13 protein-coding genes are annotated in these 14,498 nt (G+C 59.7%); 2 read left to right on the top strand and 11 right to left on the bottom strand.

The window, feature by feature from the left end:
* Positions 1-80: 80 nt before the first annotated feature.
* The 7 genes from QMX98_RS24340 to QMX98_RS24310 all read right to left on the bottom strand — a co-directional run bounded on the left by QMX98_RS24340 (position 81) and on the right by QMX98_RS24310 (position 9,744).
* Positions 81-1,031: a response regulator gene (locus QMX98_RS24340; protein ID WP_010465313.1), complete on the bottom strand. Its 951-nt coding sequence runs from the start codon at positions 1,029-1,031 to the stop codon at positions 81-83.
* Between the two features lie 167 nt (positions 1,032-1,198).
* Positions 1,199-1,960, bottom strand: a complete 762-nt coding sequence (gene phoU / locus QMX98_RS24335; RefSeq protein ID WP_008150055.1) for a phosphate signaling complex protein PhoU — start codon at positions 1,958-1,960, stop codon at positions 1,199-1,201.
* A 120-nt stretch (positions 1,961-2,080) separates the two neighbouring features.
* Positions 2,081-2,914, bottom strand: coding sequence for a phosphate ABC transporter ATP-binding protein PstB (pstB, locus tag QMX98_RS24330; RefSeq protein WP_010465315.1), 834 nt, complete (start codon positions 2,912-2,914; stop codon positions 2,081-2,083).
* Between the two features lie 95 nt (positions 2,915-3,009).
* Positions 3,010-4,680, bottom strand: a complete 1,671-nt coding sequence (gene pstA, locus QMX98_RS24325; protein WP_010465316.1) for a phosphate ABC transporter permease PstA — start codon at positions 4,678-4,680, stop codon at positions 3,010-3,012.
* Between the two features lie 15 nt (positions 4,681-4,695).
* Entirely contained in the window at positions 4,696-6,729 is a 2,034-nt protein-coding gene (locus QMX98_RS24320) for an ABC transporter permease subunit (RefSeq protein WP_169857242.1), read from the bottom strand.
* 485 nt (positions 6,730-7,214) lie between these two features.
* Positions 7,215-8,213: a phosphate ABC transporter substrate-binding protein PstS family protein gene (locus tag QMX98_RS24315; RefSeq protein ID WP_282411492.1), complete on the bottom strand. Its 999-nt coding sequence runs from the start codon at positions 8,211-8,213 to the stop codon at positions 7,215-7,217.
* Between the two features lie 232 nt (positions 8,214-8,445).
* Positions 8,446-9,744, bottom strand: coding sequence for an MFS transporter (locus QMX98_RS24310; protein ID WP_010465323.1), 1,299 nt, complete (start codon positions 9,742-9,744; stop codon positions 8,446-8,448).
* Positions 9,745-10,127: 383 nt separating this feature from the next.
* Here QMX98_RS24310 and QMX98_RS24305 point away from each other — a divergent pair, with 383 nt between their 5' ends.
* Together QMX98_RS24305 and QMX98_RS24300 are read left to right on the top strand one after the other, a co-directional pair.
* A complete protein-coding gene (locus QMX98_RS24305; protein ID WP_007896491.1) occupies positions 10,128-10,532 on the top strand; it encodes an acyl-CoA thioesterase in 405 nt (134 codons plus the stop codon).
* A 57-nt stretch (positions 10,533-10,589) separates the two neighbouring features.
* Entirely contained in the window at positions 10,590-11,489 is a 900-nt protein-coding gene (locus QMX98_RS24300) for a D-hexose-6-phosphate mutarotase (protein ID WP_282411491.1), read from the top strand.
* A 135-nt stretch (positions 11,490-11,624) separates the two neighbouring features.
* Here the strand turns inward: QMX98_RS24300 and QMX98_RS24295 are convergent, their stop codons facing one another.
* The 4 genes from QMX98_RS24295 to purE all read right to left on the bottom strand — a co-directional run bounded on the left by QMX98_RS24295 (position 11,625) and on the right by purE (position 14,192).
* Positions 11,625-12,161 (bottom strand): DUF3299 domain-containing protein, encoded by a 537-nt coding sequence (locus QMX98_RS24295; RefSeq protein WP_282411490.1) that lies wholly within the window; start codon positions 12,159-12,161, stop codon positions 11,625-11,627.
* 89 nt (positions 12,162-12,250) lie between these two features.
* Entirely contained in the window at positions 12,251-12,496 is a 246-nt protein-coding gene (locus QMX98_RS24290; protein ID WP_010465333.1) for a GlsB/YeaQ/YmgE family stress response membrane protein, read from the bottom strand.
* Positions 12,497-12,606: 110 nt separating this feature from the next.
* Positions 12,607-13,689, bottom strand: coding sequence for a 5-(carboxyamino)imidazole ribonucleotide synthase (locus QMX98_RS24285; RefSeq protein ID WP_077748549.1), 1,083 nt, complete (start codon positions 13,687-13,689; stop codon positions 12,607-12,609).
* Positions 13,690-13,700: 11 nt separating this feature from the next.
* A complete protein-coding gene (gene purE / locus QMX98_RS24280; protein ID WP_008150032.1) occupies positions 13,701-14,192 on the bottom strand; it encodes a 5-(carboxyamino)imidazole ribonucleotide mutase in 492 nt (163 codons plus the stop codon).
* Between the last annotated feature and the right edge of the window lie 306 nt (positions 14,193-14,498).

Genomic DNA, 14,498 nt, shown 5'->3' with positions numbered 1-14,498 from the left:
GGCAAGCCTCGCTCCTACAGGTCGGTGTGATCTGTAGGAGCGAGGCTTGCCCGCGAAGACGGACTCTCAGGCGATGAAGATTACGCGCCTGGGACGAAATGCTTCTGCGCCGTGCCACGTGCGATCAATCGGGAGATGTAGTCGAGCTTCTGCGCATCCTGATCCACAAAGCGGAAGGTCAGTTGCAGCCAGTCGCTGTCAGGTTTCGGCTCAAACGCGACAATGGCGTGCAAGTAGCCATTGAGGCGGGCGACTTCAGCGTTGTCGCCCTGCTCCAGGTCCAGCACGGCGCTGTCGAGGACTTGCGGCAGCGTGTCGGTGCGCTTTACCACCAGCAGCGCTTCCTTGATGCTCAAGGCTTTGATCACGCACTGCTGAATGCCGCTTGGCAAACGCAGCTGGCCTTGACCCCGACCGCTGGCGGGAGCGGAAGCAGCGCCCGGTGCCTTGACCGGCGGGCTATTGAGCAAACCGCGAGACGCAGCCGGGGCAGGGGTCGGCGCGGCGGCAGCAGGTTTGGCGAACGGGTTGACTGGCGCCGCTGCAGGTGCGACCACGGCCGCCTTGCCGCCGGTCAATGCGCTCAGGGAATCGTTGCCGAAAGCCGAGTTCATTTTGGTCGGCGCACCGTTCATCAAGGCGTCGAGCTTGCCGACCTTGTTCAGCGCTTGCTTGACCTTGGTCAGCAGTTGTTCGTTGGTGAAGGGCTTGCTGACGTAGCCGGAAACGCCGGCCTGAATCGCCTGGACCACGTTCTCTTTATCGCCACGGCTGGTCACCATCACGAAGGGCATGGTCTTGAGATTGTCCTGCTCGCGGCACCAGGTCAGCAGTTCCAGGCCAGACATTTCCGGCATTTCCCAGTCGCACAGCACCAGGTCGAACGCTTCCTTGGCCAGCATGGCCTGAGCTTTTTTGCCGTTGATGGCATCTTCGGTCCGGATACCCGGGAAGTAGTTACGCAGGCACTTCTTTACCAGGTCACGAATGAACGCTGCATCGTCCACCACCAACACACTGATCTTGCTCATCCATCACCCCTCGAAAAAATCCCGGCAAGCATACCGTTTTGCTGATGGCACATTGCCAAAAACCTTCAGTCACGCCGGGACTTTTCGTTCGCGGGTGCTGCTTTTGAAGTCGAAAGCCACACACAAAAACGCCCGGCCAAAGGACCGGGCGTTTTTCTTGGGCAGTCTTACTTATCGTCAGCTTTGCCCGGAACATTAGCGGTTTCGCCACTTGTGCCTTCAACTTCTTCTTTCATGCGCTTGAGGCCCAGGTGACGCACGTCCGTGCCGCGCACCAGGTAAATCACCAGTTCCGAGATATTGCGCGCGTGGTCGCCGATCCGCTCCAGCGAACGCAGCACCCAGATAATGCTCAAGACCCGCGAGATAGAGCGCGGGTCTTCCATCATGTAGGTCGCCAGCTCACGCAGTGCGGTCTTGTATTCGCGGTCGATGATCTTGTCGTACTGGGCCACCGACAACGCCAGGTCGGCGTCGAAGCGGGCAAAGGCGTCCAGCGCGTCACGCACCATGTTGCGCACCTGGTCGCCGATGTGGCGAACCTCGACGTAGCCGCGCGGGGCCTCGCCTTCTTCGCACAACTGAATGGCGCGGCGGGCGATCTTGGTCGCTTCGTCACCGATGCGCTCCAGGTCGATCACCGATTTGGAGATGCTGATGATCAGACGCAAGTCGGATGCGGCCGGCTGACGACGGGCCAGAATGCGCAGGCATTCTTCGTCGATGTTGCGTTCCATCTGGTTGATCTGGTCGTCGATCTCGCGAACCTGCTGGGCCAGGCCGGAGTCGGCCTCGATCAGCGCGGTCACCGCGTCATTGACCTGCTTTTCCACCAGACCGCCCATGGCCAGGAGGTGGCTGCGAACTTCCTCCAGCTCAGCGTTGAACTGCGCGGAGATGTGATGGGTAAGGCCTTCTTTACTAATCATTCGGTTCGCTCCGCGAAAGTTGCCAGCTTCAAGCTGCAAGCTTCAAGCAGTTATGTATAAGTCCTGATATCGCACCGCTTCCTACTTGCCGCTTGAAACTTGCGGCTTTCAGCTGTACGGCTAGCCGTACCGCCCCGTGATGTAGTCTTCGGTCTGCTTCTTCGCCGGATTGGTGAACAACGTATCGGTGTCGCCGAATTCCACCAGTTTGCCCATGTACATGAACGCCGTGTAGTCGGAAACCCGCGCGGCCTGCTGCATGTTGTGGGTCACGATGACAATGGTGAATTTCGATTTCAATTCGTAGATCAGTTCTTCGACTTTCAGCGTGGAGATCGGGTCGAGTGCCGAGCATGGTTCGTCGAGCAGCAGCACTTCCGGCTCTACAGCGATGGTGCGCGCGATGACCAGACGTTGCTGCTGACCACCGGACAGGCCGAGTGCCGATTCATGCAGACGGTCTTTGACTTCGTCCCACAGCGCCGCGCCTTTCAACGCCCACTCGACCGCTTCGTCGAGAACGCGCTTTTTGTTGATGCCCTGGATACGCAGGCCGTACACCACGTTTTCGTAGATGGTTTTCGGGAACGGGTTCGGCTTCTGGAACACCATGCCGACGCGACGACGCAGTTCGGCCACGTCTTCGCCCTTGCGGTAGATGTTGTGGCCGTACAGGTTGATTTCACCTTCTACGCGGCAACCGTCGACCAGGTCGTTCATGCGGTTGAAGGTACGCAGTAGCGTGGACTTGCCGCAGCCGGACGGGCCGATGAAGGCGGTCACACGCTGTTTCGGAATGTTCAGGCTGACGTCGTACAGCGCTTGTTTGTCGCCGTAGAACAGGTTCAGGCCCGGCACTTCGATGGCCACGGTTTCCTGTTCAAGGCTCAAGCTCTGTTTGTCGCGGCCCAGGGCAGACATGTTGATGCCGTGGGTATGTGCTTCGTGCTGCATGGGGTCTCACTCCGTTCGTAGCTGCAAGCTTCTAGCTGCAAGCTGCAAGTTTTGAGCAAAAGCGGCTTATAGCTTGCCGCTTGTGGCTAATGGCTTTAGCTGTCTAGAGCTTTGTATTTTTCGCGCAGATGGTTACGGATATAAACGGCCGACAGGTTCAACGTGGCGATCACCAGCACCAGCAGCAGCGCCGTGGCGTACACCAGCGGCCGCGCGGCCTCGACGTTCGGGCTTTGGAAGCCGACGTCATAGATATGGAAGCCCAAGTGCATGATCTTCTGGTCCAGGTGGAGGTACGGGTAGTTGCCGTCCAGTGGCAGCGACGGCGCCAGTTTCACCACACCCACCAGCATCAGCGGCGCCACTTCACCGGCGGCGCGCGCCACGGCGAGGATCATGCCGGTCATCATTGCCGGGCTGGCCATTGGCAGCACGATCTTCCACAAGGTTTCAGCCTTGGTCGCGCCGAGGGCCAACGAGCCTTCACGCACGGTGCGAGGAATCCGCGCCAGGCCTTCTTCCGTGGCCACGATCACCACCGGCACCGCCAGCAGCGCCAGGGTCAGGGACGCCCAAAGCAAACCCGGTGTACCGAAGGTCGGCGCCGGCAACGCTTCCGGGAAGAACAACCGGTCAACCGAACCGCCAAGTACGTAGACGAAGAAGCCCAGGCCGAACACGCCGTAGACAATCGCCGGAACGCCCGCCAGGTTGTTCACCGCGATGCGGATAATTCGGGTCAACGCGTTCTGCTTGGCGTATTCACGCAGGTAAACCGCCGCCAACACGCCGAACGGCGTCACGATCATCGCCATGATCAAGGTCATCATGACGGTGCCGAAAATGGCCGGGAAGATCCCGCCCTCGGTGTTCGCTTCACGCGGGTCATCGCTGAGGAATTCCCAGACCTTGCTGACGTAGAAGCCGATCTTGGTGAAGGTGCCCATGGCGTTCGGCTGATAGGCGCGGACCACTTTGCCGATGCCGATCTCGATCTCTTTGCCGTTGGCATCGCGGGCGGTCAGGCTGTCGCGGTTGAACTGGGCGTGCAGGTCATTCAGGCGGGCTTCGATGTCCTGATAACGAGCATTGAGCTCAGCGCGCTCGGATTCCATGTCCGCTTGCGCGGCGGCGTCGAGCTGGCCGGCCAGTTCCAGTTTGCGACCGTGCAGACGCACACGTTCCAGACCGGCGTTGATCGCGCCAATGTCGACTTTTTCCAGGGTCTTGAGCTGTGCAGCAAGCTTGTTCACGCGATCGACACGGGCCTGCAACTCGGGCCATGCGGCTTCGCCCTCAGCAATGACTTTGCCGTCCTGCTTGACGTTGACCAGGTAGCCGTAGAAGTTGCCCCACTCGCGACGCTCGACGGCCATCAGCTCCGGCGGCGTCTTCTGGTTGGTCAGCCACTCGCCGACGATCCAGGTGAAGTCGTTGCCGTTCAGGTCGCGGTTGCCGACCTTGATCAGCTCACGGGTCATGAACTCCGGGCCCTGATCGGGCACCGGCAGACCAGCGCTTTTCAGGCGCTCGCGCGGCACTTCTTCTTTCTGCACCACTTCGCCGATGACGAGGTGGTTGGCCTGGCCCGGCACGTCATAACTGGCGTGCACCAGGTCTGCCGGCCAGAAGTGGCCCAGACCGCGCACGGCAATCACCGCCAGCAAGCCAATGGTCATGATGACCGCGATGGACACCGCGCCACCGCTGATCCAGACGCCTGGGGCGCCGCTCTTGAACCATCCTTTCAGGGAGTTCTGTTTCACAGACTTCTACCTTTCTTAAAGCGACGAGTATTTCTTGCGCAGACGCTGACGAATCAGTTCCGCGAGGGTGTTCATGACGAAGGTGAACAACAGCAGCACCAGTGCCGAGAGGAACAGCACGCGATAGTGGCTGCCGCCGACTTCCGACTCGGGCATTTCCACCGCGACGTTGGCGGCCAGCGTTCGCAGACCTTCGAACAGGTTCATTTCCATGACCGGGGTGTTACCGGTGGCCATCAGCACGATCATGGTTTCACCGACCGCACGGCCCATGCCGATCATCAGTGCCGAGAAGATGCCCGGGCTGGCGGTGAGGATCACCACACGGGTCATGGTCTGCCATGGCGTCGCACCGAGGGCCAGGGAACCGAGGGTCAGGCCGCGGGGCACGCTGAACACGGCGTCTTCGGCGATGGAGTAAATGTTCGGGATGACCGCGAAGCCCATGGCCAGACCGACTACCAGAGCGTTGCGTTGGTCGTAGGTAATGCCCAGGTCGTGGGAGATCCACATGCGCATGTCGCCGCCGAAGAACCAGGTTTCCATGTACGGGCTCATGTACAGCGACAACCAGCCCACAAACAGAATCACCGGGATCAGGATCGCGCTTTCCCAGCCGTCCGGCACTTTCAGGCGGATGGACTCAGGCAGGCGGCTGAAGACGAAACCGGCGACCAGGATGCCGATCGGCAGGAGCATCAGCAGGCTGAAGATGCCCGGCAAATGCCCTTCCACATAAGGCGCGAGGAACAGGCCGGCGAAGAAGCCGAGGATCACCGTCGGCATCGCTTCCATCAGCTCGATCACCGGCTTGACCTTGCGGCGCATGCCCGGGGCCATGAAATACGCGGTGTAGATCGCGGCAGCGACGGCCAGAGGAGCGGCCAGCAGCATGGCGTAGAACGCGGCTTTCAGGGTGCCGAAGGTCAGTGGCGACAGGCTCAGCTTGGGTTCGAAGTCGGTGTTGGCGGCGGTCGATTGCCAGACGTATTTAGGCTCGTCGTAGTTCTCGTACCAGACCTTGCTCCACAACGCGCTCCACGACACTTCCGGGTGCGGGTTGTCGAGCAGCAGCGGCTGAATCTTGCCGCCCGCTTCGACGATCACACGGTTGGCCCGTGGCGACAGGCCGAAGACACCTTGGCCGTCGACCACCTGGTCCACCAGCAAGGTGCGGTGGGCGGTGCTGTGGAACACGCCAAGCTTGCCGGAGGCGTCGAGGGCCACGAAGCCTTTGCGACGTTCTTCAGCGGTGATTTCAACGATCGGCGTAGTGCCCATCTGGAAAGTGCGGATCTGCTTCAGGCGCAACTCGCCATCCGGGTCACGGGCCATGAACCACTGGGCCAGGCCGCCTTTGGAGTCGCCGAGGATCAGCGAGATACCGCCCACCAGTTGAGTACTGGCAGTGATTTCGGCGTCACCGTTTTCCAGCAATTTGTAGCGACCGTTGAGGCTCTTGTCGCGCAGGCTGAACACGTCGGCCTGGGCGCGACCGTTGATCACGTACAGCCATTGCTGACGCGGATCGACAAAGATGTTCTTCACCGGCTCGGTCATCTGCGGCAGCTCGATACGCTTCTGCTCGTTGGTGACTTCGCCGGTCATCATGTTTTCTTCGCTGGTCAGCGAGAGCACATTGAGTTGCGAACCGGTGGAGCCAACCAGCATCAGAGTGGTGTCGGTGGCGTTGAGGCTGACGTGCTCAAGCGCACCGCCCGCCTCGTTCAGCGCAATCGGAGTTTCGCCGTACGGGTATTCGACGGCTGGCGAGATGGTTTTCTTGCCGTCCGGGTAGCTGACCTTATACGTGTGGCGGAACACCAGCGCCTGGCCATTGGACAAACCTACAGCCACCAAGGGATGGCCCGGTTGGTCTTCGCCGATGGAAGTCACGGTAGTGCCGGCCGGGATCGGCAGATCGACGCGCTTGAGTTCGGCGCCACTGTCGATATCGAAGAACAGTGCCTGCCCTTTGTCGGAAACCCGCATGGCGACCTGGTTCTGCTCTTCCAGGGAGATCATCAGCGGCTTGCCGGCGTCTTGCATCCAGGCAGGCGTGATGGCGTCCTTGGCGGTCAGGTCGGCACCCTGGAACAGCGGCGCGACGACGTAGGCGAGGAAGAAAAAGATCAGCGTGATCGCGCCGAGAACGGCAAGGCCGCCCACGAGGACGTACCAGCGGGTCAGGCGATCTTTGAGCGCGCGGATGCGGCGCTTGCGTTGCAGCTCAGGCGTATTGAAATCAATTCGCTTGGGGGGATTAGTAGTCATGGTGGAATTGGCCAGATCATTCATGCGCACACCCTAGCGATCCTGTATGACAGAAAGATGACAATGCAGTGACGCAACAAATCCGCCGCCAGCGGGAACTGGCAGTGGACCGGAAATTTGGGGGCCGGCGTACCGGCATTTGCAGGATCGAAGCTTGCTCGCGAAGGCATCATTACATTCAACGTCACGTTGACTGAACCACCGCTTTCGCGGGCAAGCCTCGCTCCTGCAGAGCCCGGGATTACCCCGGGCTCAGGGTTTTACTTTTTTGCTACGTTGCTGCCTTCTTGCAGACCCAGGTCAGCCAGTGCTTTTGCAGCAACCTTGGCTGGCAGTGGGATGTAACCGTCTTTCACTACAACTTCCTGACCCTGTTTGGACAGAATCAGTTTCACGAACTCAGCTTCCAGCGGGGCCAGAGGCTTGTTCGGGGCTTTGTTGACGTAAACGTAGAGGAAACGCGACAGTGGGTACTTGCCGTTCAGGGCGTTTTCTTCGCTGTCTTCGATGAACTCGGTGCTGCCTTTCTTGGCCAGGGCCACCGTCTTCACGCTAGCGGTTTTGTAGCCGATGCCCGAGTAACCAACACCGTTCAGCGAAGAGCTGATCGACTGCACGACCGAAGCCGAACCTGGTTGTTCGTTGACGTTTGGCTTGTAGTCGCCTTTGCACAGGGCTTCTTCTTTGAAGTATCCGTAGGTGCCGGATACCGAGTTACGACCGAACAGCTGAACCGGCTTGTTGGCCAGGTCGCCCGTCACGCCCAGATCACCCCAGGTTTTCACGTCGGTTTTAGCACCGCACAGACGAGTCGAGGAGAAGATCGCGTCGACTTGCTCCATGGTCATGTGCTGGATCGGGTTGTCTTTGTGTACGAAGACAGCCAGGGCGTCCACGGCAACCGGGATAGCGGTTGGCTTGTAGCCGTATTTGGTTTCGAAGGCTTGCAGCTCGTTGTCCTTCATCTTGCGGCTCATCGGGCCCAGGTTAGCGGTGCCTTCAGTCAGCGCAGGTGGCGCGGTAGAGGAACCAGCAGCCTGAATCTGGATGTTGACGTTCGGGTATTCTTTTTTGTAGTTCTCAGCCCACAGGGTCATGAGGTTGGCCAGGGTATCGGAGCCGACGCTGGACAGGTTGCCCGACACACCAGTGGTCTTGGTGTAGCTCGGGATAGCAGGGTCAACAGCGGCAACCGCGTTGGCAGTCGCAACGCCAGCAGCGACAAAAGTCATTGCCGCCATCAAACGCTTCAGTTTCATGCCTTACTCCTAGCAGATAGGGTGTGTTAGTCGGGGCCAAGTATCAGCAGGCCGTGTGAACACTCTATGGCTGAAATATGACAATTGGATGAAAGGCCAGCATTCGAGTTTTTTGCCGGATAATTCATGCGCCCCAAATCGCTAGCAGGCTAGCCCCACATTGGAATGCAATTCAATGTGGGCGCTAGCCTGCTATCGATAGGGCCGGTACAGCTACAGACAGTTTCGGGGATCAGCGACCCTTCTTCCAAAGATACGCACCCACCAGAATCCCGACCCCGCAAATGATCGCCACGTAGTAGGCAGGCCCCATCGGGCTTTCCTTGAGCAGCAGCGTCACCACCATCGGCGTCAAACCACCGAAAATCGCATAGGCCAGGTTGTAGGAGAACGACAACCCGCTGAAGCGCACCACCGCTGGAAAGGCTTTGACCATCACGTAGGGCACTGCACCGATGGTCCCGACCAGGAAACCGGTCAAGGCGTACATCGGGAACAGCCAGTCCGGGTGGTTGAACAGGCTGTGATAGAACGTCCACGAGCTGATCAACAGCGCGGCGCTGCCAAACACAAACACTCGGCCAGCGCCGAAACGGTCAGCCAGGGCACCGGAAGCCACGCAACCTACACTCAGGAACACGATCGCCAGGCTGTTGGCCTGCAACGCGGTAGTTGGCGAGAAGTGGTAAACGGTCTGCAGCACGGTCGGCGTCATCAGAATGACCACGATGATGCCGGCGGACAGCAGCCAGGTCAGCAACATGGAAATCAGGATCGCACCGCGATGGTCACGCAGCACCGCGCGCAGAGGCACTTCTTCGGCCAGGGCCTTGCGCAGTTGCAGTTCGGCAAACACCGGGGTCTCGTGCAACCAGCGGCGCAGGTAGACCGAGAACAGACCGAACACGCCACCCAGCAGGAACGGGATCCGCCAGGCGTAATCGGACACTTCCAGCGGGGTGTAAATGCTGTTGATCGCCGTGGCGACCAATGAACCCAGGAGGATGCCAGCCGTCAGACCGCTCGTCAGGGTGCCGCAGGCATAACCGATATGTCGCTGCGGCACGTGTTCGGAAACGAATACCCACGCGCCCGGCACTTCACCGCCAATCGCCGCGCCTTGAATCACCCGCATCAACAGCAACAGGATCGGCGCCCACATGCCGATCTGCGCATAGGTCGGCAGCAGACCCATGATCAGGGTCGGCACCGCCATCATGAAAATGCTCAGGGTGAACATCTTTTTGCGGCCAAGCAGGTCGCCGAAATGGGCCATCACAATGCCGCCCAACGGACGAGCGAGGTAGCCGGCGGCGAAAATGCCGAACGTCTGCATCAGGCGCAGCCACTCGGGCATGTCCGCCGGGAAGAACAGTTTGCCCACCACCGTGGCGAAGAACACGAAGATGATGAAGTCGTAAAACTCCAGTGCACCGCCCAGGGCAGACAGCGATAACGTCTTGTAGTCGCTACGGGTTAACGGGCGTGCGGGCTGGGTCGGCTGCGCGATGCTAGAGGGCGCTGTGGTCATGGCAAGGGCTTCTCTTATAGTCGGATCTGCAACCCCAACAACGCTGGCGAGGGCTTGGGCAGGTCCGGCACGATAGCAAATTGTTCGAAAAAGCACATAGAGGTGCGTATTTGACGGTCAAAATGAGAACCGGACGGTCGTCTCGGAGTCTACCGATCGATATACTCGCTGCGTTGCAGCATTTGTAAGGGGTTGCTGTGCGAAAACGCGCTGGATGACTGGCAAGGTCATTGCGTGGCTCAGTCGGTTTCGCAGAGTTTCCCTTTAGGCGCCTTTCGAAAAACGTGACGAACGTAGTATGTTCGGGGCTGAATCGTTTTTTCTTGAGACGGCTATTCACCTGAAGTACCAATGAAGAGTCACGGGTCAGAGGCACCCCCGGCATGATAGAGCTCGAACAAGAAGATCCAATTCCGCAAGGCGACCTTGCCCTGCAAATCACCGCGCTTCCGCGTGAAACCAACGGCTTTGGCGATATTTTCGGCGGCTGGCTGGTGGCACAGATGGATTTGGCCGGCACCGCAATGGCCAGCAAAGTTGCGGGTGGGCGCGTAGCAACCGTGGCGATTGATCGCATGGCGTTCCTGGTCCCGGTGGCGGTCGGCGCTCAGCTGTCCTTCTATACCCAGGCGCTGGAAATCGGTCGCAGCTCGATTCAGATGATGGTCGAAGTCTGGAGCGACGATCCGCTGTCCAGCGAGTGGCGTAAAGTGACTGAAGCCGTGTTTGTGTTTGTCGCGATCGATGGCAGCGGCCGTACTCGTTCGGTTCCTCCACGCGCGCGTTAAACACGGCGACCTTTCTGCGGTCCATTGCAGTCATTGTTCCTGATCGAGAGTTGCCCCATGAGCACGCCCAACGTTGAAGCCGTGAAACTGGATGAACTGAACTGCTGGCGCATCCGCCACGGTCAGGCCGAATTGCTGGTTGCCCAGCAAGGCGCGCACATCCTCAGTTATCAATTGGCCGGCCAACCGCCGCTGATCTGGCTTAACGATGAGGCCGTGTTCAAGACCGGCAAGAGCATCCGCGCCGGCGTGCCGGTGTGCTGGCCGTGGTTCGGCAATTTCAAGCGCAACCCGCAAAGCGTCCAGGCGATGCGCGTCAGCAACGAACCGCCGACTGCCCACGGTTTTGTCCGGGCGATGGATTGGGAATTGGGCGGCATAGAAACCGAGGGCGAGAGCCTGAAGGTGGAATTCGTCCTGCCCTACCCCGAAGGCGGCTTTCCAGGCTGGCCACATCAGGTGGATCTGAAGTTGAGCATCCGTCTGGATGAGCAACTGCACATCAGCTTGACCAGCCACAATCAGGGCACCGATACCGTCACCATCAGCCAAGCGTTGCACAGTTACTTCGCTGTCAGCGATGTGCGCACGGTGCATGTCGAAGGGCTGGATAGCTTGAGCTATATCGAAACGCTGGACGACTGGAAAACCGTGACCCAGACCGGCGATCTGCGCTTTACCGGCGAAACCGACCGTATCTACCTCGATACCCCGGCGAAGCTGAGCATTGTCGACCCGGCCTGGAAACGGCGCATTGAGCTGACCAGCAGTGGTTCGCGCTCGGCGGTGATCTGGAACCCGTGGATCGAACGCGCGGTGGCATTCAGCGACATGGCCGACGATGGCTGGCAGAAGATGCTGTGCATCGAGACGGCGAATGTGATGGATGATGTGGTGACGCTGAAACCCGGCGCCACCCACACTCTCGAAGTCAGCATCGCCAGCAACCCTTTATAAGCAACACCACAAAACCAATGTGGGAGCGAGCCTGCTCGCGATGACGTCATAACATCCAACATCAATATTGGCTGTTACACCGCTATCGCGAGCAGGCTCGCACACAGTGGATCTTTGTCAGTCTGGTTGGCGCTGTTACAAATCCGACTCCTGCACCACCCGCACCTTCGCCGCATCCAGCGCATACGCCGCGTCAGCCAAATCATTGTTGACCTTCTCGACCTTCAGCGTGCCGGTCACCCACAGCGGTGTGTAGATATCGTCCAGCTTCAAACCCTTCGGATAACGCACCAACACCAATTGGTTAGGTGGCGGTGGCGGCACGTGGATGCAGGCGCCCGGGTACGGGACAAGGAAGAACAGCGTGCTGCGGCCCTTGGCGTCGGACTCCAGCGGTACCGGATAACCGCCGATGCGGATGTTCTTGTCGTTCATCGACGGCACGGTTTTGGTCGAATACATCACCGCCGGCAAGCCCTTGCTCTGCTTCATGCCACCTTTTTCAGTAAAGGTGCCATCGCCTTCGGGGGAGTTGTGGTTGATTTCGGGCATGGCCTCGAGGGCTTTCTGGTCCGACTTGGGCATCAGTTCGAGCCAGTCGGTTTCCGGCAGTTCGCCGGCATGGGCAAGGCCCGTACCCAGTAAAAGAAAAGTCAGCAGAAAACGGCGCATGAAGGTGCTCGGCATAAGGAGAGGTCTGTGCAACGCCGAGCATTCTAGCCCTCCCCGCGTGCGGCGCGGAGAGGACTTCGTCGCTTGAATCAGTTCTTTCTGATCAAACCGTAGATCACCAGCAGCACCACCGCGCCGACCAGCGCACCGATGAAGCCTGCACCTTCGCCTGCGTGATAGATGCCCAGAGCCTGGCCGCCGTAAGTGGCCGCCAGCGAACCGCCGATACCGAGCAGGATGGTCATGATCCAGCCCATGCTGTCATCACCCGGTTTCAGGAACCGAGCCAGCAGGCCGACGATCAAGCCGATAAAGATGGTTCCGATAATTCCCATGGCACTTCCCTCTGATTGAATGGCAACGCAGAAGCCTAGTCAGACTTTCGCATCCTGCCATGAGAGAACGGCGGACCTAGAATGGTTCCGCCGCTGCCACATGAAACTGTTTATTCGGCGATGAGCGCTTCGACCTTGAGGATCTGCGCGGCCAGTGTTTCGCGGTTTGCACAACGCAGGTTGGCGTGACCGACCTTGCGGCCAGCCTTGAACGCTTTGCCATAGTGATGCAGATGGCAATCGGCGATAGCCAGGACCTTTTCAGTCTCCGGGACTTTGCCGATGAAGTTGAGCATCGCGCTCTCGCCGACCTTCGCCGTCGAACCCAGCGGCAGGCCAGCAACAGCCCGCAGGTGGTTTTCGAACTGGCTGCACTCGGCGCCTTCAGTGGTCCAGTGACCCGAGTTATGCACGCGCGGGGCGATTTCGTTGGCCTTGAGGCCTCCGTCGACTTCAAAGAACTCGAACGCCATCACGCCGACGTAATTCAGCTGCTTGAGCACGCGGCTGGAATAGTCTTCCGCCAAGGCTTGCAGCGGATGGTCGGTGCTGGCCACGGACAGTTTGAGGATGCCGCTGTCGTGGGTGTTGTGAACCAGCGGATAGAACCTGGTTTCACCATCGCGAGCACGCACAGCGATCAGCGAGACCTCGCCGGTGAACGGCACGAAGCCTTCCAGCAGGCAGGCCACGCTGCCCAGTTCGGCGAAGGTGCCGACCACGTCTTCCGGTTTGCGCAGGACTTTCTGGCCCTTGCCGTCGTAACCCAGGGTGCGGGTTTTCAGCACGGCCGGCAGACCGATCGACGCCACGGCAGCGTCCAGATCGGCTTGCGATTGAATGTCGGCGAACGCAGGGGTGGGAATCCCCAGGTCCTTGAACATGCTCTTCTCGAACCAGCGATCGCGGGCGATACGCAGGGCTTCGGCGCTCGGGTAGACCGGGACGAATTGCGACAGGAAAGCCACGGTTTCAGCCGGGACACTTTCGAACTCGAAGGTCACCAGATCGACTTCATCAGCCAGCTGACGCAGGTGGTCCTGATCGCCATAATCGGCCCGCAGGTGTTCGCCCAACGCGGCTGCGCAAGCATCCGGTGCCGGGTCCAGGAAAGCGAAGTTCATGCCCAGCGGGGTGCCCGCCAACGCCAACATGCGGCCCAACTGGCCGCCACCGATTACACCGATCTTCATCGTCAACAACCTCAGGCGATGCGTGGGTCTGGATTTTCCAGGACGCTGTCTGTCTGCTCAGCGCGGAATTTTTTCAGCACCGCGTGGAACTGCGGGTGCTTGGCGCCGAGGATACTCGCCGACAGCAGGGCTGCGTTGATCGCGCCGGCCTTGCCGATGGCCAGGGTGGCAACCGGAATGCCCGCTGGCATCTGCACGATCGAGAGCAGCGAATCGACGCCCGAGAGCATCGACGACTGCACCGGCACGCCCAGCACCGGCAGATGGGTCTTGGCCGCACACATGCCAGGCAAGTGGGCCGCGCCGCCGGCACCGGCGATGATCACCTCGATGCCACGCGCCTCCGCCTCTTCGGCGTACTGGAACAGCAGGTCCGGGGTGCGGTGGGCAGAGACCACTTTCACCTCGTAAGGGATGCCGAGCTTTTCCAGCATATCGGCGGTGTGGCTAAGGGTGGACCAATCGGACTTGGAGCCCATGATCACGCCAACCAGTGCACTCATCGTCGTGCCTCTTCTCTCTGGGCGCCCGCAGGCGCGTCAAAAAACAACAAGCCACGCAAAATGCGTGGCTTGATTGTACGAATTATGGCCAGTCAAGCCGGCCGAAGGCCGCGCAGTATACCTCAATGAAGCAGATAAACAGCCCCTGAAACGACCATCTGTCATACGGCGCAAAGTGCCGGTTTTATTGACTTGAAGGTCAGCGAAAGAACACCACAAATCCCCTGTGGGAGCGAGCCTGCTCGCGAATGCAATGTGCCAGTCGCCGACACTGTTGACTGAACCACCGCATTCGCGAGCAGGCTC

Source organism: Pseudomonas sp. PS02303 (assembly GCF_029959925.1).
Lineage (GTDB): Bacteria > Pseudomonadota > Gammaproteobacteria > Pseudomonadales > Pseudomonadaceae > Aquipseudomonas > Aquipseudomonas mandelii.
The sequence above is the reverse complement of the archived record's forward strand: the minus strand, read 5'-3'. Positions and strand labels throughout refer to the sequence as shown.